Source organism: Cryobacterium sp. TS_SC_7 (assembly GCF_056156285.1).
Window position 1 is genome coordinate 2,416,229 of record NZ_CM149589.1, and the last position, 26,140, is coordinate 2,442,368.

The 26,140-nt window shown below is 68.5% G+C and carries 22 protein-coding genes; 9 read left to right on the forward strand and 13 right to left on the reverse strand.

Annotation, left to right across the window (positions count from 1 at the left end; all coding sequences use genetic code 11):
• Positions 1-74: 74 nt before the first annotated feature.
• From AC0J5J_RS11100 to AC0J5J_RS11110, 3 genes are all read right to left on the reverse strand, one after another.
• Positions 75-1,592, reverse strand: a complete 1,518-nt coding sequence (locus AC0J5J_RS11100) for an HNH endonuclease signature motif containing protein (RefSeq protein WP_474898013.1) — start codon at positions 1,590-1,592, stop codon at positions 75-77.
• A 141-nt stretch (positions 1,593-1,733) separates the two neighbouring features.
• Positions 1,734-3,047 carry an MFS transporter gene (locus tag AC0J5J_RS11105; protein WP_198414223.1) on the reverse strand — a complete coding sequence of 438 codons (1,314 nt, stop codon included), beginning with the start codon at positions 3,045-3,047 and terminating at the stop codon, positions 1,734-1,736.
• Positions 3,048-3,052: 5 nt separating this feature from the next.
• On the reverse strand, positions 3,053-3,457 hold the full coding sequence (locus tag AC0J5J_RS11110) for a MarR family winged helix-turn-helix transcriptional regulator (protein WP_241972677.1): 405 nt from the start codon (positions 3,455-3,457) through the stop codon (positions 3,053-3,055).
• A 191-nt stretch (positions 3,458-3,648) separates the two neighbouring features.
• Between AC0J5J_RS11110 and AC0J5J_RS11115 the strand changes: the two genes are divergently transcribed.
• Together AC0J5J_RS11115 and AC0J5J_RS11120 are read left to right on the forward strand one after the other, a co-directional pair.
• Positions 3,649-4,500 (forward strand): alpha/beta fold hydrolase, encoded by an 852-nt coding sequence (locus tag AC0J5J_RS11115; protein ID WP_134424027.1) that lies wholly within the window; start codon positions 3,649-3,651, stop codon positions 4,498-4,500.
• A 9-nt stretch (positions 4,501-4,509) separates the two neighbouring features.
• The gene (locus tag AC0J5J_RS11120) at positions 4,510-5,559 is read left to right on the forward strand and encodes a lipoate--protein ligase family protein (RefSeq protein ID WP_474898014.1); all 1,050 of its coding nucleotides are present in this window, start codon (positions 4,510-4,512) and stop codon (positions 5,557-5,559) included.
• An 8-nt stretch (positions 5,560-5,567) separates the two neighbouring features.
• On the opposite strand, the gene AC0J5J_RS11125 is transcribed toward AC0J5J_RS11120, so the two are convergent.
• Positions 5,568-5,924, reverse strand: coding sequence for a GNAT family N-acetyltransferase (locus AC0J5J_RS11125; protein WP_474898016.1), 357 nt, complete (start codon positions 5,922-5,924; stop codon positions 5,568-5,570).
• Between the two features lie 34 nt (positions 5,925-5,958).
• Between AC0J5J_RS11125 and AC0J5J_RS11130 the strand changes: the two genes are divergently transcribed.
• Positions 5,959-6,942 (forward strand): DNA-methyltransferase, encoded by a 984-nt coding sequence (locus tag AC0J5J_RS11130; RefSeq protein ID WP_474898018.1) that lies wholly within the window; start codon positions 5,959-5,961, stop codon positions 6,940-6,942.
• Complete coding sequence (locus AC0J5J_RS11135; protein WP_474898020.1) at positions 6,939-7,865, forward strand: LLM class F420-dependent oxidoreductase; 927 nt, start codon at positions 6,939-6,941, stop codon at positions 7,863-7,865. Before AC0J5J_RS11130 ends, AC0J5J_RS11135 begins: the two co-directional genes overlap by 4 nt.
• A gap of 92 nt (positions 7,866-7,957) precedes the next feature.
• Here AC0J5J_RS11135 and AC0J5J_RS11140 read toward each other — a convergent pair whose 3' ends face one another.
• The 7 genes from AC0J5J_RS11140 to AC0J5J_RS11170 all read right to left on the reverse strand — a co-directional run bounded on the left by AC0J5J_RS11140 (position 7,958) and on the right by AC0J5J_RS11170 (position 18,279).
• Entirely contained in the window at positions 7,958-8,986 is a 1,029-nt protein-coding gene (locus AC0J5J_RS11140) for a LacI family DNA-binding transcriptional regulator (RefSeq protein WP_474898021.1), read from the reverse strand.
• A 40-nt stretch (positions 8,987-9,026) separates the two neighbouring features.
• Positions 9,027-10,439, reverse strand: a complete 1,413-nt coding sequence (locus AC0J5J_RS11145; RefSeq protein ID WP_134424033.1) for a GH1 family beta-glucosidase — start codon at positions 10,437-10,439, stop codon at positions 9,027-9,029.
• Between the two features lie 41 nt (positions 10,440-10,480).
• Complete coding sequence (locus tag AC0J5J_RS11150) at positions 10,481-11,323, reverse strand: carbohydrate ABC transporter permease (RefSeq protein ID WP_134424034.1); 843 nt, start codon at positions 11,321-11,323, stop codon at positions 10,481-10,483.
• Positions 11,320-12,309 carry a carbohydrate ABC transporter permease gene (locus tag AC0J5J_RS11155; RefSeq protein WP_474898023.1) on the reverse strand — a complete coding sequence of 330 codons (990 nt, stop codon included), beginning with the start codon at positions 12,307-12,309 and terminating at the stop codon, positions 11,320-11,322. Before AC0J5J_RS11155 ends, AC0J5J_RS11150 begins: the two co-directional genes overlap by 4 nt.
• Before the next feature lie 192 nt (positions 12,310-12,501).
• Positions 12,502-13,713, reverse strand: coding sequence for an ABC transporter substrate-binding protein (locus tag AC0J5J_RS11160; protein WP_134424036.1), 1,212 nt, complete (start codon positions 13,711-13,713; stop codon positions 12,502-12,504).
• A gap of 253 nt (positions 13,714-13,966) precedes the next feature.
• A complete protein-coding gene (locus AC0J5J_RS11165) occupies positions 13,967-17,437 on the reverse strand; it encodes a hypothetical protein (RefSeq protein WP_474898025.1) in 3,471 nt (1,156 codons plus the stop codon).
• Between the two features lie 161 nt (positions 17,438-17,598).
• Positions 17,599-18,279 carry an SDR family oxidoreductase gene (locus AC0J5J_RS11170; protein ID WP_134424038.1) on the reverse strand — a complete coding sequence of 227 codons (681 nt, stop codon included), beginning with the start codon at positions 18,277-18,279 and terminating at the stop codon, positions 17,599-17,601.
• Between the two features lie 191 nt (positions 18,280-18,470).
• Here AC0J5J_RS11170 and AC0J5J_RS11175 point away from each other — a divergent pair, with 191 nt between their 5' ends.
• Together AC0J5J_RS11175 and AC0J5J_RS11180 are read left to right on the forward strand one after the other, a co-directional pair.
• Positions 18,471-19,250 carry a M15 family metallopeptidase gene (locus AC0J5J_RS11175; RefSeq protein WP_241972678.1) on the forward strand — a complete coding sequence of 260 codons (780 nt, stop codon included), beginning with the start codon at positions 18,471-18,473 and terminating at the stop codon, positions 19,248-19,250.
• A gap of 125 nt (positions 19,251-19,375) precedes the next feature.
• The gene (locus AC0J5J_RS11180; RefSeq protein ID WP_474898026.1) at positions 19,376-20,089 is read left to right on the forward strand and encodes an amidase domain-containing protein; all 714 of its coding nucleotides are present in this window, start codon (positions 19,376-19,378) and stop codon (positions 20,087-20,089) included.
• A gap of 215 nt (positions 20,090-20,304) precedes the next feature.
• Here AC0J5J_RS11180 and pgm read toward each other — a convergent pair whose 3' ends face one another.
• On the reverse strand, positions 20,305-21,921 hold the full coding sequence (gene pgm, locus AC0J5J_RS11185) for a phosphoglucomutase (alpha-D-glucose-1,6-bisphosphate-dependent) (RefSeq protein WP_134424040.1): 1,617 nt from the start codon (positions 21,919-21,921) through the stop codon (positions 20,305-20,307).
• A gap of 36 nt (positions 21,922-21,957) precedes the next feature.
• On the opposite strand from pgm, the gene pheA reads away from it, so the two are divergent.
• Positions 21,958-22,887, forward strand: coding sequence for a prephenate dehydratase (gene pheA / locus AC0J5J_RS11190; protein ID WP_134424041.1), 930 nt, complete (start codon positions 21,958-21,960; stop codon positions 22,885-22,887).
• A 35-nt stretch (positions 22,888-22,922) separates the two neighbouring features.
• Here the strand turns inward: pheA and AC0J5J_RS11195 are convergent, their stop codons facing one another.
• Positions 22,923-23,918 (reverse strand): diacylglycerol/lipid kinase family protein, encoded by a 996-nt coding sequence (locus tag AC0J5J_RS11195; protein ID WP_474898027.1) that lies wholly within the window; start codon positions 23,916-23,918, stop codon positions 22,923-22,925.
• A gap of 48 nt (positions 23,919-23,966) precedes the next feature.
• Between AC0J5J_RS11195 and serS the strand changes: the two genes are divergently transcribed.
• Together serS and AC0J5J_RS11205 are read left to right on the forward strand one after the other, a co-directional pair.
• Positions 23,967-25,235, forward strand: coding sequence for a serine--tRNA ligase (gene serS, locus AC0J5J_RS11200; RefSeq protein WP_474898029.1), 1,269 nt, complete (start codon positions 23,967-23,969; stop codon positions 25,233-25,235).
• Positions 25,232-26,044 (forward strand): HAD family hydrolase, encoded by an 813-nt coding sequence (locus AC0J5J_RS11205; protein ID WP_134424044.1) that lies wholly within the window; start codon positions 25,232-25,234, stop codon positions 26,042-26,044. Before serS ends, AC0J5J_RS11205 begins: the two co-directional genes overlap by 4 nt.
• Positions 26,045-26,140 lie beyond the last annotated feature (96 nt).

Below are 26,140 nucleotides of genomic sequence, written 5' to 3' on the forward strand. Positions count from 1 at the left end.
TCGCCATGGTTCCCATGGCGCTGGTCGAGCCTGTCGAGACCCGAGCCTGTCGAGACCAAGGCCCAGACGCACCCCTACTCGTCATCCCTGCTCACGTTCGTTCGTTCAACGGCGTCCGTCATCCGGGTGCGGGACTTCGTCACGGCCCGCCACTTGCGTGCCCCGGTCTCGAGCCAGGGTGGTGCCATGATCTGCACGGCGCCGCGCACCATCCGGATGGCCCAGCCGGAGGCGGCGAGGTAGCGGTGGTGGAACCAGCAGAGGCAGACGCCGTTGTCGGTGTGGGTTTCCCCGCCTTCGGAATGCGGGATGACGTGGTGGATCTCGGTCATTCCGGCGGGGATTTTGCACCAGGGGATGATGCAGGTGCCGTCGCGGAGTTGGATCGCGCGTCTCTGCGCGGGCGTGAAGCAGCGCTCGGGGGAACCGAGCTTGATGATGCGGCCCTCGTCGTTGATCACGACCTTCTGCTGTCCGCCGGTGCTGATCAGATCCTTGACGGCGGTGATCGGGATCGGGGAATCGACGCCGTCGATCCAGCCGACGCCGCGGCCCTGGCCGAAGTCCGCGTTGAGGTCCTGTTCCCGCACGCTGACCAGCACCGTGGCGGGGGCGCCGCCGATGGTCGGTGCCTCGCCGGCGCGGGCGGCGACGTCGACGATCACGGCGAACACGTCGTGCCGCCGCTGGTCGGGCGTGCGGTCATCCCGTTCGAGCAGCGCCTGCTCCCGCGCCTGCTCCGGTGTGAGCCCCTCCCGGTTTGTGTCGGCGTCTTCCTCGGCGTGGAAGGCGACCGGCGCACTCTTCGGCGACAGATACGCGTCGAACAGGCGGCGCAGCTTGCCCGCGATCTCGGGCATCAACGACCCCGACACCGGCACCACGCCGTCGCGTTCCCGGCCGAGCCGGAACGACCGCGCCACCGCGGCGTGGTCGTCGGGCCGCGACCCGTCGGGCGCGAGCACGGCCTTCCAGACGGAGCCCTGCAACCGGACCTCATCCGCCGGCGCGGGCACCGGGGTCTGCGCACTCGTGCCCGTCGCCGACGCCACCAGCTCGCTCTCCGCGGCCTGCACCGAGTCCAGGTCGGTGCACCGCAGCGTGGGCGTCAAGGCGGTCAGGATGGCGTCGGCCGTGTCGACGCCGATCGCGCCGGTGGCCAGAGCGATCGAGGTCGCCGGAAAGGTGGGCGGCAGCGGTTCGCCGCTCAGGGAGCGGCCGGTGCGGAGCTGCTTGCCCAGCCGCATCCGTCGCCCGGCGGTCGGGCCCGACACCAGGGTGAGCCGCTCGAGGAGTTCCCCGGCGGTGCGGCAGCCCTTCCTCGCGGAGAGCTGCCCGGTGCCGAGTTCGGGCCGGGACCGGTCGGCGACCTCCCCGGCCGCGGCCACCCGGAGGGCGTCGACACGGCGGCCGAGCCCCTCGAGCGCCGTGGTCACCTGCAGCAGCCCGTCGTCGTCGAGGCCGCGCACGCTCGAACACCCGAGCGTCTCACCGAGTTCACCCGCGAGAGCCTGCAGCTCGGCCACCACGCGCGCCGCCGCGAACGGGCCGGGTGCGGCATCCGCTGCGGGGTGTTCCACGAGGGTGGTCATGAACAAGAGTTTACCTCAAGTAGAACAAAAGCACTATATTCGTTCCCATGATAATAAGCTAAAATCGAACTTGATTACGAATTGTCGATCGCGCCGTCAGACCCCAACACCGTCGTCTCGCCGAGCCGGGCGATTCGAGCGCTAGCGTGTCGCCGTGGCCTCGACGATGGCGATCTCGCGGGTCGCCGTCTCGGCATCGCGGCCGTCGCCGTCGTGGTGCACGCGGATCCGGGGGGACACGCCCCGGCGGATCCGCACCCGCAGGCTGCGGTAGCGCACCATCCAGAACAGCACGGCGGCAGCCGCGAGGAGGCCGGAGAGCGCGGCGACACCGAGCGCCCAGCGCGGGCCGAACTGGTCGGCCACCCAGCCGACCAGCGGTGCCCCGAGCGGAGTTCCGCCGGCGAAGATTGCCATGTACAGCGCCATCACCCTGCCGCGCATGGCCGGCCGCGTCGTGGTTTGCACGTACGCGTTCGCGGTCGTCATCAGGGTCAGCGAGGACAGGCCGACGAGGGCCAGGGAGATCGCGAACGTCACGTAGTTGGGCATCACAGCGGCCAGGGCGCAGGAGAGTCCGAACACGAACGAACCGGCCACCACGAGCCGGAGCCGAGGCCGGCTGCGCCGGGCGCTGAGCAGGGCTCCCGCCACCGAGCCGATCGCCATGATCGAGCTGAGCAGGCCGAACTCGCTGGCACCCATTCCGAACTCGACGGTCGCCATCGTGGCCGTGAAAATGGCGAAGTTGAACCCGAAGGTGCCCACCAGGAAAACCGTGATCAGCACGACGACGATGTCGGGTCGATGTGACACATAGCGGAAACCGGCCATCAGCTGGCCGCGCTCGCGGGGTGCCCGCGGCTGCCGGCGCAGTTGCTCGGTTCGCAGCAGTGTCATCGCGAAGACCGTCGCGGCGAAGGTCACGGCGTTGATCATGAACACCCAGCCGGCACCCACGGCCACCGTCAACAGGCCGGCGGCGGCCGGGCCGAAGAGCCGGGCGCCGTTGAACGAGGCGGAGTTGAGGGCCACCGCGTTCGACAGGTTGTCGTCGGAGACCAGCTCCGACACGAAGGTCTGCCGGGCCGGGGCGTCGATGGCCGCCACGATGCCGAGTCCGAGGGCGAAGAGGTAGACGTGCCACAGCTCGACGACGCCGGTGACCGTGATCACGCCCAGGCCGAGCGCCAGCAGTCCCATCAGGCTCTGCGTCAGGATGAGCAGCCGGCGCCGGTTGAACCGGTCGGCGATCAGGCCCGACCACGGCATCAGCACGAGCTGCGGCCCGAACTGCAGGGCCATCACGATACCCACTGCCGTGGCGTTGTAGTCGGTCAGCTCGGTCAGGACGATCCAGTCCTGGGCGGTGCGCTGCATCCAGGTTCCGATGTTCGACACCAGGGCGCCCGCGAACCAGATTCGGTAGTTCGGGACGCTCAGGGAGCGAAACATGGTATTCAACTGTTGGCGAGCTCCTTCATGATGTCGACGGCTTCGGTGAGTACCCGGCGCTGATCGGAACTCAGTTTCACGATGCGCTGGGCGAGCCACGCATCCCGGCGCTTGCGGGTCTCCCGCATCAGGCTGCGCCCCCGTTCGGTCACCGTGAGTACCACTTTGCGGCCGTCGTCGGCCGAGCCGGCCCGGTCGACGAGGCCGGCCTCGACCAGCGCGTTGACCGTGCGATTCATCGATGGCGGCGTGACGCGCTCGTGCTCGCTGAGCTCGCGGAGGGTGAAAGGGCCCTGGAAGAAGATGGTGCCGAGCGCCGAGAACTGGCTGCTGCTCAACTCGTTGTCGGCCTTCTCCTGGCGCAGCCGCCGGGCCAGGCGGCCGTTGGCCAGCCGGAAGTCGTGGCTCAACTCGGCAACCGTCGCGCGCCGGCCGCCTGCAGGGGCAACAGCTGACGTGAGAGCTGACGGTGAAGATTCCATGGGTACACACCCTAACCACTTAGCCTTGCTAAGTATTCCCTGTTCGCAGCCTAGTTCAGGTTGGCGGCAAAGCCCTGTAACCAGCAGACGAGCGGGGCGAGTGCTGTCAGACTGGCCCCGTGCCTACCTACACGGATGACTTCGGCGTCTCGATCACGTATTTCACCTGGGCCGTCGATCGCCCTCGGGCCATCGTCCAGATCGCCCACGGGGTCGGTGAGCATGCGCAGCGCTACGCGGAGCTCGCCGAGCGCCTGAACACGGCGGGCTACACCGTCTATGCCGACGATCATCGGGGCCACGGCCACACCGGGGTGCACCAGTACGGTGGCGACCTCACCTGCCTCGGCCGCCTCGGCCCCGGCGGCCTGCGCGCGGCCGTGGCCGGAGTGCACCAGCTGAGCGGGATCATCCGTGCCGCCCACCCCGACCTGCCGCTCGTGCTGCTCGGCCACAGCTGGGGGTCGTTCATGGTGCAGATGATCGTGAACGCGCACGCCGCCGACTACGACGCGGTCGTGCTCAGCGGCACGGCCTACCGGATGCCCGGCTACCTGGACAGCGGCGACCTGAACCGCCGGCACAAGCACCTGGGCGACACCGGGGTGGAGTGGCTCAGCCGCGACCCCGCGGTGGCCCGCGCGTTCATCGCCGACCCGCTCACGACCACGACTCCGCTGGCGAAGCTGTTCGGCTTGCGCGAGGCGGCGCGCCTCTTCGGCCGGCCGAGCCGCGGTCTGCCGCCGGACCTGCCGCTGCTGATCCTGGCCGGCGGCGACGACATCGTGGGCGGGGAGCGCAGCATTCTCAAGCTGGTCCGGGCCTATTCCGGGCGGTCGGGGCTGCGCGACATCCGTGTCATCGTCTACCCGGGGGCTCGGCACGAGGTGTTCAACGAGACGAACCGCGACGACGTCTTCGACGACCTGATCGGGTGGCTGGGCAAGCGCTGGGCCGTGCCCGCCGATTAGGCTGGCGTCATGCACGGTGAATATAAGGTTCCAGGCGGCAAGCTCGTCGTCGTCGATCTCGACGTCGTCGACAACACGATCGTCGACTTCCGGCTGGCCGGTGATTTCTTCCTCGAGCCCGACAGTGCGCTCGGTGACATCAACGCGGCCGTGAACGGCCTGCCCGCCGACAGCGACGCTGTGAGCATCGCCGCCGCTGTGCGCGCCGCGCTGCCGGCGCAGGCCACGCTGCTCGGCTTCTCGCCCGAGTCGGTGGCGGTGGCGATCCGCCGTTCGCTCGCCCAGGCCAGTGGCTGGCGAGACTACGAGTGGCAGCTGATCCACACCAAGGCGGTCGCCCCCGTCATGCAGATGGCGCTCGACGAGGTGCTCGCGATCGAGGTCGGCGAGGGGCGCCGCAGCCCCACCCTCCGGATCTGGGAATGGACGGAGCCGGCCGTGGTGATCGGCAGCTTCCAGTCCCTCAAGAACGAGGTCGACGCGGTGCAGGCCGCCCGGCACGGCTTCACCGTCGTGCGCCGGATCAGCGGCGGCGGGGCCATGTTCATGGAAGCAGGGTCGGTCATCACCTATTCCATCTACGCGCCGACCGACCTCGTGCAGGGCATGACGTTCGCAGACTCCTACGCCTTCCTCGACGAATGGGTGCTCACGGCCCTCAAGTCCCTCGGCATCGACGCCTACTACCAGCCGCTGAACGACATCACGAGCCCCAAGGGCAAGATCGGCGGGGCCGCCCAGAAGCGGCTCGGCAGCGGCGCCGTGCTGCACCACGTCACCATGAGCTACGACATGGACGGCGACAAGATGGTGCAGGTGCTCCGCATCGGCCGCGAGAAGCTCAGCGACAAGGGCATCACGAGCGCCGCGAAGCGGGTCGACCCGTTGCGCAGCCAGACGGGCCTCAGTCGAGACGCGATCATCGACCGCATGAAGACCACCTTCACCGGACTGTACGGCGCGGTTGCGGGCGAGATCACCGAAGCGGAATACGAGCGGGCGGCCGAGCTGGTAGAGACCAAGTTCGGCACGGATGAGTGGATCGGCCGCGTTCCGTAGGCCGAGGGTTACTGTCCGCGCGTGAGCAGGTCCTGGTACTCGGTGTGCAGGTCGATCCAGCGCACGACGTAGGGGCACACCGGCACGACGGTGAGTGTGGTCTGAGTGCGTACGTCGTCGAGCGCCTGCTCGACCAGAATGCTCGCCAGGCCCTCGCCCCGGTGCGTGGGGTCCACCTCGACGTGGGTGAACAAAACCTCCTCGCCGGCGATCTCATAATCGGCCAATCCCACGGTGGCTCCCGCGATCTCCAGCGTGTAGCGGGAGAGGGCCGGCTCGTGCCGGAACTCGACCGTGGTCGAGGCCGTCGCTGAGTCCGTGCTGGAGTCCGTCGTGGTTTCCGGGGCTGCTGCGTCTGTTGTCATCCCTTCAGCGTAGGGTGCCTGACACAATGAGGGAATGCCAACCGCGTGGTCTCCCACCTCTTCCAGCCGTGTCGTCCACGCGAACAACCTCGAGGTGCTGCCGCACCTGCCCGATGCGGCCTTCACGCTCATCTACCTGGACCCGCCGTTCAACACGGGACGCAAACAGAACCGGCAGACCACGACGTCGGTCCGGGCGCCCGCCCAGGCGGCATCCGCTGCCCTCGGCGCGAAAGCGGCGGGCACCATCACGGGATTCAAGGGACAGCGCTACGAGCGCATCAAGGGTGACCTGCTCGGCTACGACGACCAGTTCGAGGACTACTGGGCCTTCCTCGAGCCGCGCCTGATCGAGGCCTGGCGCCTGCTCGCCGACGACGGCACGCTGTACCTGCACCTCGACTACCGCGAGGCGCACTACGCCAAGGTCCTGCTCGACGCACTCTTCGGCCGGGACTGTTTCCTGAACGAGCTGATCTGGGCCTACGACTACGGTGCGAAGTCGAAGAACCGCTGGCCGACCAAGCACGACACGATCCTGGTCTACGTGAAGAACCCGGCCCGGTACTATTTCGACTCGACCACGGTCGACCGTGAGCCCTATATGGCGCCCGGGCTGGTCACCCCGGAGAAGGTCGCGAAGGGCAAGCTGCCAACGGATGTCTGGTGGCACACGATCGTGTCGCCGACCGGCAAGGAGAAGACCGGGTATCCCACCCAGAAGCCCGTCGGCATCCTGCGCCGCATGATCCAGGCGTCCAGCCGCGAGGGGGACTGGGTACTCGACTTCTTCGCCGGCAGCGGCACGACCGGCGCCGTCGCCGCGGCCCTCGGCCGCCGGTTCGTGCTGGTGGACCAGAACCCGGAATCGATCGCGGTCATGCGGGCGCGCTTCGCGCTGCTGCCGGACGTCGAGTTCCTGGCCGGCGTCGATGCCCTGCCTGGAGCAGTGAACCCCGCCCAGCCGCCGCTGCTCGATTTCGCCCCGGACGGAGCCGAGACAAGACTGGGAGCATGAGACTCCGCATTTTCACCGAACCGCAGCAGGGTGCCACCTACGACGACATCCTCGCCGTGGCCCAGGCCACGGAGACGCTCGGCTTCGACGCGTTCTTCCGCTCCGACCACTACCTCGCCATGGGCGACACGGCCCCCGGCCTGCCCGGGCCGACGGATGCCTGGACCACCCTGGCCGGTCTCGCCCGGGAGACCCGGCGCATCCGCCTGGGTACCCTGGTCTCGTCGGTGACCTACCGGCCGCCGGGGATTCTCGCGATCCAGGTCGCGCAGGTCGACCAGATGTCGGGCGGGCGGGTCGAGCTCGGGCTCGGCACCGGCTGGTTCGAGCAGGAACACCTGGCCTACGGCATCCCATTCCCGGCCAAGCGGTTCGGCATGCTCGAGGAGCAGCTGGAGATCGTGACCGGCCTCTGGGAGACCCCGGTCGGCGACCGCTACAGCTTCACCGGCGAGCACTACACCCTCGTCGACTCGCCTGCCCTGCCCAAGCCCGTGCAGGCCCGCATCCCGGTGATCGTGGGCGGCGGCGGCGCCAAACGCACCCCGGCCATGGCGGCCCGCTTCGCCACCGAGTTCAACCTGCCCTTCCCCGACTTCACGGATGTCCCGGCCAAGTTCGCCGGCGTGCGCGCGGCCTGCGAGGCCATCGGCCGCGATCCCCGTGAGCTCGTCTATTCGGCCGCCCTGATCGCCGTCGCGGGTGCGGACGAGGCCGATTTCGCCCGCCGGGCCGCGGCCGTGGGCCGGGAGCCCGCCGAGCTGCGGGCGCACGGCGTGGCCGGCACCGCATCCGAGGTCGTGGACCGCCTCGGCGCGCTCTCGGATGACGGGGTCGAGTGCGTCTACCTGCAGATCATGGACCTGTCCGACCTCGACCACCTGGACTTCATCGCCCGCGAGGTCATGCCCCAGCTCGCCTGATCGCCCTCTCGCTCCCGCACAGTGCCCGTTCCGGTCGAGAGTGCCCGCTGCGCCGGTCACTCTCGACCGGAACGGGCACACTCGCGATGAAGTTACGCCGACTCCCGCAGCACCAGGCGGGTGGGCATCAGGGTCTGGTGCGGCATCTTCTCGTCGCCGGAGAGCCGGCGCAGCAGGATGTCCGCCATCGCGTAGCCCATCTCCTCGGAGGGCTGGCTGACAGTGGTCAACGGCACCAGGCCGCTCGTCGCGGCCGGGCTGTCATCGAATCCGACGATGGCCACGTCCCCGGGCACCGAGCGGCCGAACTCGCGCAGCACGTCCACCGCACCGGTGGCCATCAGGTCGCTGGCCACGAAGAGGCCGTCGATGTCGGGGCAGCGCTCCAGCAGTCGGCGGGTGGCCGCCGCGCCGCCCGAGGCCGTGAAGTCGCCGGGCTCGACGGCATCCGTGGGCATCCCGGCTCGCTCGAGCGTGCGCTCGAAACCGATGAGCCGGTCGATGCCGGCGGGCATGTCGACCGCTCCGGCGATCGACCCGACGCGGCGCCGCCCGATGTCGATCAGGCGCTGGGTGCCCGTCTCGGCACCGGACGCATTGTCGACGTCGACGAAGTAGGCGTTCGGGTTAACCGCGTTCGCCGGCCGGCCGCCGAAGACCACGGGCATGGTTTTCTCCAGTTCGGCGACGAAGTCGTCCCCGGTGTGGTGCGAGATGATGAGTGCGCCGTCGACGTTGCCCGAGCGCAGGTAGCGCATGGTCTTGTGCCGCGGGTCGCTCGAGGCGACGAGCAGGTTGAGCGTGTAGTCGCTCTGGTCGAGGCGGCGGGTGATGCCCTGCACGACCGCGGCGAAGTAGGGGTCACCGAAGAACCGGGTCATGTCCTCGGGCACGACCAGGGCCACGGCCTCGGTTTGCCGGCTCGCGAGCGAGCGGGCCGCCCGGTTCGGGACATAGTTGAGCTGGTTGATGGCATCCGTCACCGAGGCGACGATCTCGGGGCTGACCTTCGGCGACCCGTTCACGACCCGGCTCACGGTGGCACGGGAAACCCCGGCCACCTCGGCCACCATCTCCAGGGTGGGCTGCGACGGACGGGCCTGGCGCACACTGGTAATCATGGCGTCAGTCTAATTCGCCGGTGACCATTGCAATTCCGGATCAGGACAGGGCGCGGTTGCGGATGATGTCGGCGTAAGCCCTCCCACTGTCCTTGACGGTGCGCTCCTGGGTGGCGTAGTCGACCCGTACGATTCCGAAGCGCTTGTCGTAGCCCCAGGCCCACTCGTAGTTGTCCATCAGTGACCAGTAGAAGTAGCCCCGGACCTCGACACCCTCATCGATGGCGTCGAGCACGGCGCCGAGGTGGTCGGTCAGGAACTCGGTGCGCCGGGCATCCGGTACGCTGCCGTCCGCCGCGACGACGTCGTCGAAGGCCGCGCCGTTCTCGGTGACGTAGAGGCTGGTGCCGGCCGGTGCTGCGTACTCGGTGTTCACGCGAACGAGCAGTTCGCGCAGGCCGTCCGGCTGCACCTCCCACTCCATGGCGGTCAGCGGCAGCCCCTGCGGGTGGGTGAAGACACCGTCGGCGGCGGGGAACGCCGACCGGGTGGGACGGCTGGTCGGAGCCTGGGCGAGCAACGGATGTTCGGCCGGGCGATCGCTGACCAGCTCGCCGTGGTAGTAGTTCACGCCCAGGGTGTCGATCGGCTGGCTGATCTGGGCCAGGTCGCCGTCCTGGATGAAGTCGGTCAGTCCGAATTCGGCGACGTCCTCCAGGAGGTCCTCGGGGTAGGCGCCGCGGAAGATCGGGTCGAGGAAGACTCGGTTGAACTGTCCGTCGATCCGGCGGGCGGCGTCCACATCGCCGGCGCGGGCCGGATCGACCGGCTTGGCGACGGTGAGGTTCAGCGTGATGCCGAGCTCGAGCTTCGGATCGCGGTCGCGGAGGGCCTCGATGGTGAGTCCGTGGCCCAGCAGGAGGTGGTGCGCCGCGGCGAGGCCGTCGCGGGGGCTCTGCCGGCCCGGGGCGTGCACGCCGCCGGTGTAGCTGAGGAAAGAGGAGCACCACGGCTCGTTGAGGGTGGTCCACACGTCGACACGGTCGCCGAGGGCGTCGTGCACGTTGAGGGCGTAGTCCCGGAACAGGGAAGCAGTGTCGCGGTTGACCCAGCCACCCTTCTCCTCGAGGGCTTGCGGCAGATCCCAGTGGTAGAGGGTCAGCCACGGCTTGATGCCGGCGCCGAGCAGCTCGTCGACCAAGCGGGAGTAGAAGTCGATCCCCTTCGGGTTGACCGGGCCGCCGTCGGGCTGCACGCGCGACCAGGAGGTGGAGAAGCGGTAGGTCTGCAGGCCCAGATCCTTCATCATCGCGACGTCGTCCTGGTAACGGTGGTAGTGGTCGCAGGCGACGTCCCCGTTGTCGGCGCCGAGGACGGCGCCGGGGACGCGGCTGAACGCGTCCCAGATGGAATCCGTGCGCCCGTCCTCGTGGGCGGCACCCTCGATCTGATAGGCGGCCGTTGCCGCTCCGAACAGGAATGCGGGAGGAAAGGAGCGAGCGTCTGTGGTCATATCCATATTCTGGTTCACGGTGGAAGGGTTCAGTACCGCGGTCATCCCTTGACCGCGCCCTGCATGATGCCGGCGACCAGCTGCTTGCCCAGGAAGATGAAGACCAGGATCAGCGGGATGATCGACAGGACGACGCCGGCGAGCACGAGGGAGTAGTCGACGTAGAACGCGGCCTGCAGCTGCTGCAATGCCACGGGGAGGGTGGGGTTGCCCGGCCCGAGCACGATGAACGGCCAGAAGAAGTTCGTCCAGGTGCCGATGAAGGTGAAGAGGGCCAGCATGGCTGCGGCCGGGCGCGCGGCGGGGAGGCCGATGTGCCAGAAGCTGCGGATCATCGACGCGCCGTCCATGCGCACGGCCTCGATCAGCTCGTCCGGCAGTGCGTCACGCAGGTACTGGGTCATCCAGAACACGCCGAACGCGGTGACCATGGCGGGTGCGATGACGGCCCAGAGGCTGCCGGTCCAGCCGAGCCGGGACATGACGATGAACAGCGGCACGATGCCGAGCTGGGTCGGTACGGCCATGGTCGCGATCACGAAGATCAGCAGGCCTTCACGGCCACGGAACTTCAGCTTGGCGAAGGCGTAACCGGCCAGGGTCGAGAACATCACCACGCTCAGCGACACGACCGTCGACACGATGATGCTGTTGCCCAGGGCCGTCCAGAACGGGATGCTGTCGATGACGGTCAGGGCGTTGGCGATGAAGTTCCCGCCCGGAATCCACATCATTCCGTTCTGGTTCAGCGCGGAGGCGTCCTGGCTGCCGATCAGGAACGACCACCAGATGGGGAAGGCCGAGCCGAGGAGAACGGCGATGAGGATGCCGTAGACCCAGAGGGAGGGACGGCGGTCGTGGCCGCCGATGATGGTCTTGCTCATTTCATGCCTTTCGGGCGGACGCGCAGCTTGCGGTCGGCGGTGCCCGCGATGCGGCGGGTGATGAGGAAGTTGATCACCGCGATGAGGATGATGATCAGGAAGAGCAGCCAGGCCACGGCGGACGCCCGGCCGAAGTTGCGCTGGTTCCAGCCGAGTTCGTAGATGTACAGGGTGAGTGTCTGCCATTGGCGACTGGCCCCGCCCTGGCCGACGTTGTCGAACATGCGCGCCTCGTCGAAGATCTGCAGACCGCCGATCGTCGAGGTCAGGATGACGAAGATGATGATCGGGCGCAGCAGTGGCAGGGTGATCGACCGGAAGGTGCGCCAGCGGTTGGCGCCGTCGATGATGGCGGCCTCGTAGTAGTCCCGCGGGACGGCCTGCATGGCGGCCAGGAAGATGAGGGCGTTGTAGCCCGTCCAGCGGAAGTTCACCATCGTGGCGATGGCGATATGGCTGGGGATCACGTCGACGTGCCAGCGGATCGGCTCGAGCCCGAGGCTCATGATGCCGCTGTTGATGAGGCCGTACTTGTCACCGAAGAGGTCGTTGAAGATCAGTGCGACCGCGACCGGGGCCACGACATAGGGCAGGAGTACGCCCATACGCCAGAAGGTCTTGCCGCGCAGGTTGAAGTCGAGCACGGCGGCGATGCCGAGCGCGACCAGTACCTGGGGAATGCTCGAGAGCAGGAAGATGCTGAAGGTGTTGCGGAGGGAGTTCCAGAAGTACCCCTGGGTCAGCACCGTGACGAAGTTCTCCAGACCGACGAAGTCGCCCTGGCCGCCGATGAGGTTCCAGTCGTGCACCGACACCCAGGCCGTGTACAGCAGGGGGAAGAGGCCCATGACTCCGAAGACGAGGAAGAAGGGAGAGATGTACAGGTAGGGCGAGAAGCGCACATCCCAGCGGCTCAGCTTGTGGCTGAGGGCGATGCGGCGGATGCTGCGGGCATTCACCTCGGCGGCGGCGGCGGCGGTGGTCATGAACAGTCCTTCGGTGGTTGAGCGTGTCGAAACCCGGTGGTTGAGCGTGTCGAAACCCGGTGGTTGAGCGTGTCGAAACCCGGTGGTCGAGCCTGTCGAAACCAGGGCGGTCGAGCCGGGAGAGCCGGCCGGGACCGGGGGCCGGGCCTGACGAGAGGTGTCTCGACAGGCCCGGCCGGCGGGTGGTGCTGGTTAGCCGAGCGACTCGACGTCGGTGACCCACTGAGCCCAGGACTCGTCGGGCGTCATGGAGCCATCCTCGACCCGGGTGAGAGCCTGCTGCATGGCGTCGTTGATGGCGAAGTAGAACTCGCCCTTGAACGGCGTCACGTCGACGGCCGCGGCGCGGTTGGCGAGGATCTCACCGGTCGGCGCGTTGTTGAAGAACTCGTTCGTGGCGCTGAGCAGTTCGTCGCTCGCGAGAGCGTCGACCTGGCTCGGGAAGGTGCCCTTGGATTCGAACGCCTTGAGCTGCTGCTCGGGGGCGGTCAGCCAGGCTGCGAGCTTCTGCGCTTCGACCTGGTTCTTGGACTGCTCGGGAACGGTCAGGTACGAACCGCCCCAGTTGCCGCCGCCGCCGGGGAAGGTGTCGGCGATGTCCCAGCCGGTGACGCCTTCAGCGTTTCCGGAGATCACGCCGAGCATCCAGCCGGGGCAGAGCATGGTGGCGAAGCCGTCGTTCTGGAAGCTGGCGGTCCAGTCGTCGCTCCACTGTCCGAGGTGGGCGGAGAGGGTGGTGCTGGCCCCGAGCACGCTCGTGTAGGCCTCCTTCACCTCCGGGTTCTCGGTGGCGATGATGGTGCCGTCTTCTTCTTCGTAGGCGTTGGGCATCTGGTTGACGACACCCTGCCAGGTGGCTCCGGCCGAGTCGAACCACGGCACGTTCGTGCCGGCGGCAGCGAACTTCTCGCCGGCTGCGTAGTAGCTTTCCCAGCTGGTGCCGAGGAGCGCGGCGACTTCAGCGCGGTCGGTCGGCAGGCCTGCGGCGGCGAACAGGTCGGAGCGGTAGCAGACGCCCTGCGGGCCGATGTCGGTGCCGTAGGCGATGAGGCGGCCGTCGGCATCCGTTGCGGCCTCGGTCTTCCAATCCAGCCAGCGGTCCTTGACGTCATCGGAGGTGAGGTCGACGAACTGGTCGGAGTACTGGAGCAGTTCCGGCAGCCAGTCCACTTCGATGGCCTCGACGTCGCTCAGGCCGCTGCCTGCGGCGAGACGGGTCGTGAGGTTGTCGCGGGCCTCGTTCGAGGTGGCGGCCTTCTTGTGCGTGATGGTGACGTTCGGGTTGGCCTTCTCGTACTCGGCGAAGAGGTCCTCGTAGCCGAATTCGTTGAAGGTGGCGACGGTCAGTTTGACGTTCTTGTCCGTCGACTGCCCGGTGTCGGCGCCGGCTGAACAGCCGGACATGAGCAATGCGAACGATGCTGCTCCGGCGACGGTTACTGCAAGTGTGCTGCGTGGGAAACGCTTCACGGTCACTCCCTTGTGTGCGTGCTGATGGGTGGATGCGAGTCCGCTCTCATCAGTGCTGTGAGAGCGCTCTCACGTGTTGATGATCACGCTAGTGTGCGGATTGGTCGTTTGTCAAGAGAGCGCTCTCATTTGGTGCGCGTGAGGAGTCGCAGCCGGGGGCGGCGGGTCGGCCGCCGCCCCGTTCGGGTCAGATTCCGGCGTGCTCCGGCACGGTCACCACGAGGGAGAGCACCCGGCCGTCGCGGCGGAAGATGCTCGCGCTCAGGTCGGCGTCGAGTGTGCCACCCTGCCCGGGCACGTGGGTGCCGTCGGACAGGTGCGCGACCACGTCGAGCGGGCCCCCGCGGTGGAATACGACGGGGACCTGGCAGAACGTGAAGGCCAGCGCTCCGGCGGGCAGATCGATGCTCTGCTGCTCACCGGTGACGTCCGAATAGGTGAACGTGCCGGGCGTCGTGGTCCACTCGCCGGCCCGGAGCAGAGTGGGCCGCAACCGGATGCGACCGTCCTCGACCCGCAGGCCGAGCTCGCCCATCCGGGTGAGCACCTCCTCCTTGACCTGCCCGGTCATTCCCGGTTGCCGTGCGCCGTGGCCGGCCGGGGTGTGTGAGTAGGGATCGGTGGGGAACGCACCGTAGGTCAGCGGATCCTTGCGGTAGCCGATGCCGGCCCGCACGTCCTCGTATGCCGCCTTCAGCCCCGAGATCGCCGCCTCGTCCGCCTGCTCGGCGATGGCACGTTCCAGTGTCTCCTGCACCGCGAGCAGCAGCTTCGACACCATGTGCCAGTAGATGCTGCCGAGGCCCTCGTAGGCGAAGAACGACCCGGAGCGCCCGGTGAACTCGGCATGTCGGAAGACCTCCTCGAAGATGCCCAGGAGCTCGGCCCGGTCCTGTTCCACGGCGTCATGCAGGGCCGGGTCGGTGCTGAGCGCGTCCAGCGCCTCCGAAACGCCCCTGGCATTCCGGATGTGGGCGGCGAAGTGCAGGTCTCCCTGGACATCCCGCACGACGACGCTGCGGTCGCCTGCCGCGGCAAGGCGCAGGGCGAGGGGGCAGTCGTCGGCCCGGGCGGCGCTGAAGGTGTTGCGGGCGAGGAAGGACGCAAGGTCCTTGTCGGGATAGAGGATGTAGCTGTGCTGGTCGGCGCGGTACAGCCGGCTTGCGCGCAGGGCGCGAAGCAGGTCCAGAGACTCGTCCGGGCCGAGCAGGCCGGAGGAGAGGATGGCGACCTGGCCCTCGAGCATCTCCGCCAGCCGCCGCACGTCGGCGCGATCGGCTCCGAGGTCCAGAATGTTGTAGGAGTGCACGAGGCCGTCGCCCCGCCGGTTGGCGCGCAGGCCGGACTCCACGAAGCGTCGGGCCAGATCGAGCAGCTCGGCGACGTCTCCCGCGGCGACCGTCGACCGGTCCCCGCCGAAACCGGCGTAGACCTGCTTGCGATAGGCGGTCCCGGCCTCGCCCAGATCGTCCATGACGGTCTTGCGGCGAGTGGAATCGAATCCGTCGGCCAGGGCGTCCGAATGCTCGAAGAGCACGTCGCGCACCGCGGTGAGCAGTCCGGAGAGTTCGCTCGAGAGCTCGACGTCGACCGTCAGCAGGTCCTGCGCGAAGACGAGGTAGCGGCGCAGGTAGGCGAGGGTGACCACCGACAGGCCGCGGCCGACGAGCGCGTTGTTGGCGTCGTTCCACTCCGGGCGCTGGGTCGTCATCCAGATGCCGCCGTCGGGCACCAGGTTGACGAGCTTGGCCAGCAGGAGCAGCAGCACCTTCTCAGCCAGCGTCACCCGCACCAGGTCGCCGTCGGCGCCGTGCACGAGCCGTCCGTCCGACCCCTCCGCCGCGACCCGGCGGTCGATGGTGTGCTGCCGCTCGTCGTCGAACGTGATGGTGTTGTACGGGTCGGTGAGGATGTCCCGGTACGCGGCGATCCGATACGGCACGTCGGCGTGGGTGAAGGCCGCCCGGTTGACGAGCGCGTCGAGGCGCCCCGGGTGGAAGCGGTGCGAGGTTTCGAGCAGCTTGAGCAGGTAGACGATCTGGTGGTCGCTCCAGTAGCCGATGTTGGCCCACGGGTCCTCGGGCTCGGGGACCTCCCAGTCGATGCCGTCGCGGGAGATCCGGTACGGGTTGTAGCCGTCGGCGGTGGTGGCGTCGAGGAAGATCGTGATCATCGACTCCACGTATTCGGGGAACGACCAGGCCAGCGCCTCCCAGTTCTGGAAGATGTCCCGCCAATTGCCCTGGTATTCCAGGCGACGGATGCCGCTCTCGTCTTTCAGCACGATCCGGAACTGGTTCCACGGCCGGCTCGGGTCGCCGTGCCGGCGGCTGAACGTGAGCGGCAGGTACTCCGTGGCGAGGCGCCACAGGTCCACGTCGCCGTGCTCCTGAACGATGGCGATGAGCTCGTCGGCCCGCAGCCGCTCGGGCAGGGCCTCCAGCACCGCGGCGCAGCGCCGGGCCGTCGCCTGGCTCCGCTGGGTGATGAACGCCCGCACGTCGCGGGACTCCACCGTGTAACCCTCGGCGGGGACGCCGCCGCGCATGGTGTTGAAGAGCACATTGGCGGTGTGGTGGATGGTCGCCAGCTCGTCACCGGTGTGCTGGGCGGCGTCGGTGGCCCCGAGGATCGTCTCCAGATCGGATCGGGTGCCGGAGATGTCGGCCGCCAGCTCCTCGGCGAGGGCGAGCGGGTCGCGAAACTTCTCCCGCAGGCCCACGACATCCGCCGCATCCTGGTTCACGTCGGCGACGATCTGCCAGCGCAGTGTGCTGCCGGGGGCCAGTGTGGTCCTCGCGTGCACGAGGTAGGCGCCGCGCTGGCCGCGGACATCCGTCTCGGCGGTGATGCCCCGGCCGCGGGCGAAGGCGGCCACCTGGCTGGTCGAGAGCAGGTGCTCGGCGTTGCTCAGCCCGACCTGCCAGGCCACGTTGGCCTGCAGCGACTCGCTGGGCTCGGCCAGGTCGGAGAGCGTCGCGCTCAGCGTCAGCAGCCCGAGGCCCGTCGCCGGGTCGAGCTCGGCGCGCTTGTAGGCGTCGAGCAGCACGCTCAACTCGTTCTGCGTCTTCTTGCCGGCCCCGGCAGGGAGGATGTTCACCAGGCCGTCGAGGAGGTCGACGTCGAGAGTGTCGCCGGCGAGAGAAGTGAGAGCGCAGCTGCGCACGACGCCGAAACGGGCGCTGGTCTGCCACGTCACGCGCAGGCGCAGGCCGAGATCCGGGCGGGTCTCCTCGAAGACCAGGGTCGTGCCGAGGGCGTCCTTGTAGAGCGTGCGCTGCACGTGCTGATCGCCGGGGCGCAGCTCCGCGAACGGCTGCCAGTGGGTGCTGGTCCCGTCGGGCCGTCGGACGAGCAGCACGCTCAGCCCGCCGGTCCGGCCGGCGCTCTCGGTGACCTTGTCGTCGGTGTAGTACGGGAAGAGGGCCCGGTCGGCGTCAACCCGGCCGGCGGTCAGGCCGCCGGTGCTCGAGATGAAGAGCCACACGTCGCTCGCGCCGACGAGCGTCATGAAGAACGGCGGCATCTGGTCGTAGGCCTCGATCCGGTAGAACCGGCGTCCGTCCAGATCCACCGGTCCACCCCGGACGGTGCCCTCTGCGGGGTCGACCGGGATCTCGCCTCGGTCGGTGTGCTGAATGATGGGCTCGAGGGACATGGGATCCTCCATTGGATTCACCCCGACGGATGTTCCGGCGGGACCGGGCTCACCGGGTCACCGAGAGAGCGCTCTCACACAGCATTTCAGACATCCGTCGCGCATTCAAGCTGCTTCTTCCCGGGCGGTCGGCGTCGAGCTCGGCGTGAAGCCGACCCGGCCTACGCGAACGCGGCCACGGCGGTGGTGACGGGCGTCTCACCGGACACCAGGTGCAGCACCCGGCGGGTCGCGGCGCCACTCGTGATCAACTCGGCCAGCACGGCGGCGACGTCGGCGCGGGGAACGCTGGCGCTGTCCTCCGGCAGGCCGGGGCCGGCGGGGGTCAGTCGCACCTGACCGGTGCCGGCGTCATCGAGCAGGCCGCCCGGACGGACGATCGTCCAGTCCAGAGGGCGGGTGACGAGGTCGTCTTCGGCCGCCAGCTTGGCCTGAAGGTAGCCGAGGAAGTCCGCCGGGACATCCTCGGGGGTCTGGCCGTTCCGCACCTTCTCGGTGCCGGTCGAGGAGATCTGGATGAAACGGGGCACGCCCGCGGCCTCGGCGGCGTCGGCCAGCAGCACCGAGCCGCCGAAGTCGACGGCCTGCCGGCGCTCCTCGCTGCCGCCCGCTCCGGCTCCTGCGGCGAACACCGCCACGTCGGCGCCGGCCAGAAGATGCGCGACGTCGGCGGCCGAGGACGCCTCGAGGCTGATCACCACCGGCACCGCCCCGTCGGCAATCAGGTCCGCCCGCTGCTCATCCGTTCGAATCAGCCCGACGACCTCGTGGCCGTCCTTCGCCAGCTCCCGGGTCAGCTGACGAGCGATTTTTCCATGTCCACCTGCAATAACAATACGCATAGGAGGTCCAACGCCTCGCCGGCCCGCACAATTCCCCACCCCGGCGATCGAGTTCGACGGGACCCCAGCACGTCGGTCGCCCGAACGGCCCCGACCGGTCTAGGCTCGCCACCGTGGGGGGACTACAGGCACCAGGGCCGGCGCATCCGTTTCGGCGGAGGCGCATCATTGCGCTGTCAATCGTCATCGCCGTGCTCGCTTCCGGTGCGGTCCTGGCCGGAGCCCTGACGGGGGCACCTCCGCCGCTCGCCGCCAGCCCTGTCGTGGATCCGGTGCCCACCCCCCGCCAGGAGCCGACCGCCACGCCCACCCCGACCAGAGCTGCCCCGACCGGATCCCCGGAGCCTGCCGTGGTGCCCACCTTCAACCGGTCGGCGCGCTCTCTCGACGACCCGGCCAGCATCTGGGTGGTCGTCGACAAGACCCGGCCGCTGAATCCCGCCGACTACTCACCCAGCGACCTCGTCGAGGTGCCGGTGGCCCACGTCTGGACGCCGCTGCTGCGCCGGGAGGCTGCCGACGCCGTCGTCGCCCTGTTCGCAGCCTTCGAGGCCGAGACGGGGTTGCAGTTCCAGTCGCAGAGCGCTTACCGCAGCTACGCCACCCAGGTCGACCTCTATGCCGGCGACGTCGCCGCCAACGGTCAGGCGGTCGCCGACACGAGCACGGCACGACCGGGAACGAGCGAGCATCAGACCGGGCTGGCCATCGACATCAGCGCGCTGCCCGGGAACTGCTCCCTGGCTGCCTGTTTCGGCGACACCGTGCAGGGGCAGTGGCTCGCGCAGAACGCGTGGCGATTCGGATTCCTGTTGCGGTACCCCGCCGACAAGGTGGAGATCACCGGTTACGCCTATGAGCCCTGGCATTTCCGCTTCATCGGCACTGAGCTCGCAGCCGAAATGCACAGCGTTGGAGTGACAACGCTCGAGGAGTTCTTCGGGTTGCCGGCCGCTCCCGGCTACAACTGAGTCCACGCCTCACTGGAACACTCTGACATTTCACGGATAAGTGTGATTATCTGGGGTGTCCCCCAACCGGGGTATTTCGTCGCCCGAACGGGTGACACCCCGATCGAATAGAGATATCTGTGGTTTTGACTCGACGCTTCCGTATCGGCGTTGTCGTACTTGTCCTCGGCGGCCTGGTCGCCGGAACGGCCGCGGTGGCCTCGATGGGCGCGGACGAGCCCACGGCCTCGGCCACCCCGACGCCGGATCCCACAGAGGCCGCCTCGACGAATACCGCGTCCGGAACCGGCGCGACGGAGGCTGACGCAACGGAGCCGGAGCGGGCCGAGCCTGCCGACGCCGGAGAGCCCGTTGCCGTCGACGCCCAGGCGCAGGCCCAGGTGGACTACATGCTCGCCCACTGGACCGACTACAACACCGACGCCTACGGCGTGATCACCGACAACGACTGCGTCAACTTCACCAGCCAGTCCCTGATCGAGCGGGGCTGGACCATGGACGACCAGTGGTGGTCCGAGGGAACCGGCTCCGACTTCGACACGTCCTCGCCCTGGATCAGTTCCACCGCGTTCCGGGATTACGTCGCGCAGTCCGGCCGGGCCACGGCTCTGACGGATGACCAGCGCGACCAGGTCAAGATCGGTGACGTTGCCCAGTTCGACTGGGACAATTCGGGCGACCGCGACCACACCGGGGTGGTCACCCGGATCGAGGGTTCCGGAGACGACATCCAGATCTACTACGCCGGACACACCGACGACACCGACTACCGGTCGGTGGACTACGCGATCACCGAGAAGCACCCGGGCGCCACGGCGTACTACTGGAGCATTCCCTAGCGGGTCTCGACAGGCTCGACCACCGACGCGGGTCTCGACAGGCTCGACCGCCGACGCGGGTCTCGACAGGCTCGACCGCCGACGCGGGTCTCGACAGGCTCGACCGCCGACGCGGGTCTCGACAGGCTCGACCACCGACAGGCTCGACCGCCGACAGGCTCGACCACCGACAGGCTCGACCACCGCGGTGATCGAGCCTGTCGAGATCCGGCGCGCTACGCGATCGCGTCGTCGACGATCGCCTTCGCCTCGATCTGCACCTGCTTCAGGTGCTCCGGGCCCTTGAACGACTCGGCGTAGATCTTGTACACGTCTTCGGTGCCGCTGGGCCGGGCCGCGAACCAGGCGTTCTCGGTGACGACCTTGACGCCGCCGATCGCCGCACCGTTGCCGGGGGCGTGACTCATCTTCGCGATGATCTTCTCGCCGGCGAGTTCGGTCGCGGTGATCGCGTCACCGTCGAGCTTGGACAGTTGGGCCTTCTGGGCCGGGGTCGCCGCGGCATCCACTCGAGCGTAGGCCGGGTCGCCGAAGTGCTCGGCCAGTTCGGCGTAGCGCTGGCTGGGGCTCTTGCCGGTCACGGCGACGATCTCCGCCGCGAGCAGGGCGAGCAGGATGCCGTCTTTGTCCGTGGTCCAGACGGTGCCGTCGAAACGCACGAAGCTGGCGCCCGCGCTCTCCTCGCCGCCGAAGGCGACCGAGCCGTCGATCAGGCCCGGAACGAACCACTTGAAGCCGACCGGCACCTCCCAGAGGTCGCGGCCGAGGAAGCCCGCGACGCGGTCGATCATGGTGGAGGAGACGAGCGTCTTGCCGATCGCGGCATCCGCCCGCCACCCGTCGCGGTGGCTGTACAGATAGTCGATGGCCACGGCCAGGAAGTGGTTCGGGTTCATCAGCCCGCCGTCGGGCGTGACGATCCCGTGCCGGTCCGCGTCGGCGTCATTGCCCGTGACGATGTCGAACTCGTCCTTGTGCGCGGCGACGGACGCCATCACCGAGGGGCTCGACGGATCCATCCGGATCTTGCCGTCCCAGTCCAGGGTCATGAAGCGCCAGGTGGGGTCGACGTGGGGGTTGATCACGGTCAGGTCGAGCTCGTAGCGGTCGCGGATGGCGCCCCAGTAGCCGACACTCGCGCCGCCGAGCGGGTCGGCGCCGATCCGGATGCCGCTGGCCTTGATCGCGGCCATGTCGATGATGTTCTCGAGGTCGTTCACATACTCGCCGCGGAAATCATAGGTCTCGACCGCGCTGGGCTCGCTCATCTTCACCTCGTTGAGGCCGCCCGCGATGAGTTCGTTGGCTCGGTTGGCGATCCAGGAGGTGGCGTCGCTGTCGGCCGGTCCACCGTGCGGCGGGTTGTACTTGAAGCCGCCGTCGGAGGGCGGGTTGTGGCTCGGGGTGACCACGATCCCGTCGGCCTCGTCGCTGTTGCCGGCCCGGTTGTAGGCGAGGATCGCGTGCGAGAGCGCCGGGGTCGGCACGTAGTCGTCGAACTCGTCGACCAGGACGCGCACACCGTTGGCGACGAGCACTTCAAGGGCGGTCGTGTACGCCGGCGCACTCAGGGCGTGTGGGTCGGTGCCGATGAAGAGCGGTCCGGTGATGCCCTGGGCTGCGCGGTATTCCACGATCGCCTGGGTGGTCGCGATGATGTGGTCTTCGTTGAAGGCGGTGTTGAGAGAGCTCCCTCGGTGTCCGGAGGTGCCGAAGGCCACCCGCTGGGCGGGCACCGTGACATCCGGTTTCAGGTCGTAGTACGCCTTCACCAGCGCTTCGACATCGACAAGGTCAGATTCCAGGGCCGCTGTGCCCGCGCGTTCGTTCATGGTCCCCAGTCTTGCACTGCAACTAGGCTGATCTCCATGTCCGAGACCCGCAATGTCAGCTACAGCTTCCTCGGACCCACGGGCACGTTCACGGAGGCCGCCCTCGCCCAGGTCGTCGAAGCCCACGGCAAGCCGTGGCGGGCCGTGAACAATGTGGGCGAAGCGTTCGATGACGTCGTGTCCGGCCGCAGCGTGGCCGCGATGATCGCGATCGAGAATTCCGTCGACGGCGGCGTGTCCGCCACGCAGGATGCCCTCGCCAGCGTCCCCGGGCTCCGCATCATCGGTGAGTATCTGGTGCCGGTGAACTTCGTCCTGGTGGCTCGCCCGGGAACCGTGCTGGCCGATGTGAAGACCGTCAACGCGCATCCGGTCGCCTACGCCCAGTGCCGCCGCTGGCTGGAGTCGAACCTGCCCCGCCACGGCCACGTCCCCGCGTCGAGCAACGTGGCCGCCGCCGCAGCGCTGTCCGAATCCGCGCTGGCGGATGCCGCCATCGCCCCGCCCGGGATCGAGAAGCACCACGATGTGGTCGTGCTCGCCCGCAGTATCGGCGACAACCCCAATGCGGTCACCCGCTTCGTTCTCGTCAGTCGCACGACCGCCCTGCCGCCGCGCACGGGCGCGGACAAGACCAGCCTGATCGTGGAGCTGCCCGAGGACCGTTCCGGCGCGCTGCTCGAAATGCTCGAACAGTTCGCCACTCGCGGGGTGAACCTGAGCCTGATCCAGTCGCGCCCGATCGGCGACGCGATGGGACGCTACCGCTTCGTGATCGACGCCGACGGTCACATCCATGACGAGCGGGTGGCCGACGCGCTGCTCGGCCTGCGCCGGTTCAGTCCGCAGGTGATGTTCCTCGGTTCCTACCCGCGGGCCGACAAGCAGCCCATCGAGTTCACGTCCCGTTACGATGACGAGGTCTTCAGCGGAGCGCGGGCCTGGCTGAGCGGCCTGCTCGGCTGAGGCCTGCCCGGTTGAGGCCTGCCCGGTTGAGGCGCTCAGACGCCGGCCGGAACCCGCATCACGAGGGAGACCGGATCGGTGCGCAGCGAGACCGAGCGCACGGGACCGAGCGCGTCGCCGTCGATCTCGAAATCGTGGGCTTCGACCAGCACGATGCGCACGTCGGCGGCCTGCAGCGTCGTCATCACCCGGGCCGTGGTCGATTCGGTGCGCTCGAGGATGCGCCGTCCCACGGCCGACCGCCGCAGCACGCCGTTCTCCCACGTCACCCGGCGCCAGATCGTCAGCCAGCCGAGGAATCCCTTGGGCTGCAGCATCGCGATATCGAGGATGCCGTCGTCGATCCGGGCATCCGGCAGGATCTGGATATTACCCGGCAGCTGGCCGCAGTTGCCGATCAGGATGGTGCTGACGTGCGCCGGGCGGTGCGGGCGGCCGTTCAGGCTGTACCGGATCGGGAACGGCTTGACCCGGGGAAGCACGCGCGCCACGGCGTCGACGTAGGCCAGCCAGCCCACCTTCTTCTTCAGATCGGGGCGGGTGCTGGCGATCATCTGGGCGTCGATGCCGATGCCCGCCATCACCAGGAAGACATGGTCGGATGTGGTCCCGTCCTCGCTGCGAACGGATGCGACCCCGACGTCGATCGGCTTGTCCAGACCCGTGAACGCGATCGTGGTGGCCTCGTCCAGGCTCGACAGCGGCAGGCGCAGGTTGCGGGCCAGCAGGTTGCCGGTGCCCAGCGGAACGACGGCCAGAGGCACGCCGGAACCCCGCAGCACCTGGGCGACGGCGCGCACAGTGCCGTCTCCGCCCGCCGCGAGCACCAGGTTCGCGCCCTGCGCGAGGGCCAGCCGTGCGGCGGCCTGTCCGGCGTCATCCGCGCTGGTGGAGAACCACAGGGACTCAGCCCAGCCGGCCGCGCCCTCGGCCCGGGACACGCTGGCCCGCAGGCGCTCCTGGTCGACCTTGAGCCGGTTGTAGACAACCGCGGCTCGCCGAACAACGGGAGGCTGATCGGGAGTATCCACCCGGCAAGGCTAGCAAGCTGCCGGGGCAGGCGCTTGTAGACTGGTTCAGTGATTGATCCTGTGCTGCTGCGAGAGAATCCCGACCTCATCAAGCGTTCGCAGAAAGCGCGCGGTGCGTCGGTCGAGGCGGTCGACGACGCGCTCGCCGCCGACGCGGAGCGTCGCGCCACCATCCAGGCGTTCGAGGCGCTGCGCGCGTCCCAGAACCAGTTCGGCAAACAGGTGGCTGCCGCGCCCCCCGCGGAGAAGAAGGCCCTCGTCGCCCAGGCGCAGAGCCTCGCCGCCGAGGTCAAAACCGCTGCGGCGGCCTCCGCCGAGGCCGAGGCGCGGTTCACCGCCGTCGTGCGCACCCTGGCGAACCCCATCATCGACGGCGTCCCGGCCGGCGGCGAGGAGAACTTCGTCACCCTCCGCACCCATGGCTCCGTGCCCACCTTCGACTTCGAGCCGCGCGACCACCTCGAACTGGGTGAACTGCTCGGCGCCATCGACATGGCCCGCGGGGCCAAGGTGTCCGGCGCCCGGTTCTACTTCCTGCGCGGCATCGGCGCCCGCCTCGAGATCGCGCTGATGAACATGGCGCTCGACCGTGCGCTCACGGCCGGCTTCATCCCGCTGATCACCCCGACCCTGGTGCGGCCGGAGATCATGGACGGCACCGGGTTCCTCGGCGAGCACGCCGACGAGATCTACTATCTGCCTGCCGACGACCTCTACCTCACCGGTACGAGCGAGGTCGCGCTCGCCGGGTACCACTCGGACGAGATCCTCGACCTGACCGACGGCCCGCTCCGCTACGCGGGCTGGTCCACCTGCTATCGCCGCGAGGCCGGTTCGGGCGGCAAAGACACCCGCGGCATCATCCGGGTGCACCAGTTCAACAAGCTGGAGATGTTCACCTACGTGCTGCCGGAGAACGCGGAGGCCGAGCACGACCGCCTCGTGGCCCTGCAGGAAGACATGCTCCAAGCTCTCGGCCTGAGCTACCGCGTCATCGACGTGGCCGCCGGCGACCTCGGTTCCAGTGCAGCGCGTAAGTTCGACATCGAGGCCTGGGTGCCCACCCAGAACGCCTACCGTGAGCTGACCAGCACCAGCAACTGCACCACGTATCAGGCGCGTCGGCTGGACATCCGTTACCGCACCGAGTCGGGCAAGACCGCGCCGGTCGGCACTCTCAACGGCACCCTCGCGACCACGCGCTGGATCGTGGCCCTGCTCGAAACGCACCAGCAGGCGGACGGCTCGGTGCTGATCCCCGAGGCGCTGCGGCCCTGGCTGGGCGGCCTCGAGGTCATCCGCCCGGTGGGCGCATGACGACGCTGACGGATGCGCCCTGGCTGGTCGCCCTCGACATCGACGGCACCACCATGCACGAGGACGGCACGATCAGCCCCGGCGTGCTCGAACAGATCCAGCGCCTCACCGCGGCCGGCCACGAGGTCATGCTCGCCACCGGGCGCTCGACGGCCACCACGCTGCCGGTGCTGGATCGTCTCGACATCCGGCCGCGCTTCGTGGTCTGCTCGAACGGTGCGATCACCCTGCACCGCGATCCGGATGCGCCCACGGGCTACCGGCGCGAATGGGTCGAGACCTTCGACCCGACGGATGTGCTCCTGCAGATCCGCTCGCACCTCGTCGGCGCCCGGTATGCGGTCGAGGATGAACACGGTTTCTACCGCTACACCGAGCCCTTCCCGGATGCCACGATCGGGCTGGACAGCGAGCACGTCGATTTCGACGACCTCCTCAGCCAGGACGCCACCCGGGTCGTCGTGATCTCACCCGACCACGACATGGAGGACTTCCTCCAGGTCGTGGACCGGATGGGGCTGAACCGGGTGAGCTACGCGATCGGCTGGACCGCATGGCTGGACATCGCCCCGGACGGCGTGAACAAGGCCACGGCGATGGAGCGCGTGCGGGCCGAGTTCGGAATTCCGCGCAGCCGCGTCATGGCCGTCGGTGACGGGCGCAACGACATCGAGATGCTCGAGTGGGCGGGAATCCAGGGCCGGGGAGTGGCCATGGGCCAGGCTCCGCAGGAAGTCCTGTCCGTGGCCAGCGAGATCACCGGAGCCGTGCACGACGACGGGTTGGCCGTCGTTCTGGGCAGCCTGTAGCCGGTGCCCAGCCCGCTGCCAGCATCCTCTGGCACAGTGGTTAGTCCGCGAGCGGTTAGAATCGGTCGGTATTCGCATGTCCGCGTCGCGTGTTCG

What these genes read in the sequence shown, in the direction of transcription:
- AC0J5J_RS11100 (WP_474898013.1), bottom strand. Translation starts at nt 1,592, where the DNA reads ATGACCACCCTCGTGGAACACCCCGCAGCGGATGCCGCACCCGGCCCG.
- AC0J5J_RS11105 (WP_198414223.1), bottom strand. Translation starts at nt 3,047, where the DNA reads ATGTTTCGCTCCCTGAGCGTCCCGAACTACCGAATCTGGTTCGCGGGC.
- AC0J5J_RS11120 (WP_474898014.1), top strand. Translation starts at nt 4,510, where the DNA reads ATGCACGGTGAATATAAGGTTCCAGGCGGCAAGCTCGTCGTCGTCGAT.
- AC0J5J_RS11125 (WP_474898016.1), bottom strand. Translation starts at nt 5,924, where the DNA reads ATGACAACAGACGCAGCAGCCCCGGAAACCACGACGGACTCCAGCACG.
- AC0J5J_RS11130 (WP_474898018.1), top strand. Translation starts at nt 5,959, where the DNA reads ATGCCAACCGCGTGGTCTCCCACCTCTTCCAGCCGTGTCGTCCACGCG.
- AC0J5J_RS11135 (WP_474898020.1), top strand. Translation starts at nt 6,939, where the DNA reads ATGAGACTCCGCATTTTCACCGAACCGCAGCAGGGTGCCACCTACGAC.
- AC0J5J_RS11140 (WP_474898021.1), bottom strand. Translation starts at nt 8,986, where the DNA reads ATGATTACCAGTGTGCGCCAGGCCCGTCCGTCGCAGCCCACCCTGGAG.
- AC0J5J_RS11145 (WP_134424033.1), bottom strand. Translation starts at nt 10,439, where the DNA reads ATGACCACAGACGCTCGCTCCTTTCCTCCCGCATTCCTGTTCGGAGCG.
- AC0J5J_RS11150 (WP_134424034.1), bottom strand. Translation starts at nt 11,323, where the DNA reads ATGAGCAAGACCATCATCGGCGGCCACGACCGCCGTCCCTCCCTCTGG.
- AC0J5J_RS11155 (WP_474898023.1), bottom strand. Translation starts at nt 12,309, where the DNA reads ATGACCACCGCCGCCGCCGCCGCCGAGGTGAATGCCCGCAGCATCCGC.
- AC0J5J_RS11160 (WP_134424036.1), bottom strand. Translation starts at nt 13,713, where the DNA reads ATGTCCGGCTGTTCAGCCGGCGCCGACACCGGGCAGTCGACGGACAAG.
- AC0J5J_RS11165 (WP_474898025.1), bottom strand. Translation starts at nt 17,437, where the DNA reads ATGTCCCTCGAGCCCATCATTCAGCACACCGACCGAGGCGAGATCCCG.
- AC0J5J_RS11170 (WP_134424038.1), bottom strand. Translation starts at nt 18,279, where the DNA reads ATGCGTATTGTTATTGCAGGTGGACATGGAAAAATCGCTCGTCAGCTG.
- pgm (WP_134424040.1), bottom strand. Translation starts at nt 21,921, where the DNA reads ATGAACGAACGCGCGGGCACAGCGGCCCTGGAATCTGACCTTGTCGAT.
- pheA (WP_134424041.1), top strand. Translation starts at nt 21,958, where the DNA reads ATGTCCGAGACCCGCAATGTCAGCTACAGCTTCCTCGGACCCACGGGC.
- AC0J5J_RS11205 (WP_134424044.1), top strand. Translation starts at nt 25,232, where the DNA reads ATGACGACGCTGACGGATGCGCCCTGGCTGGTCGCCCTCGACATCGAC.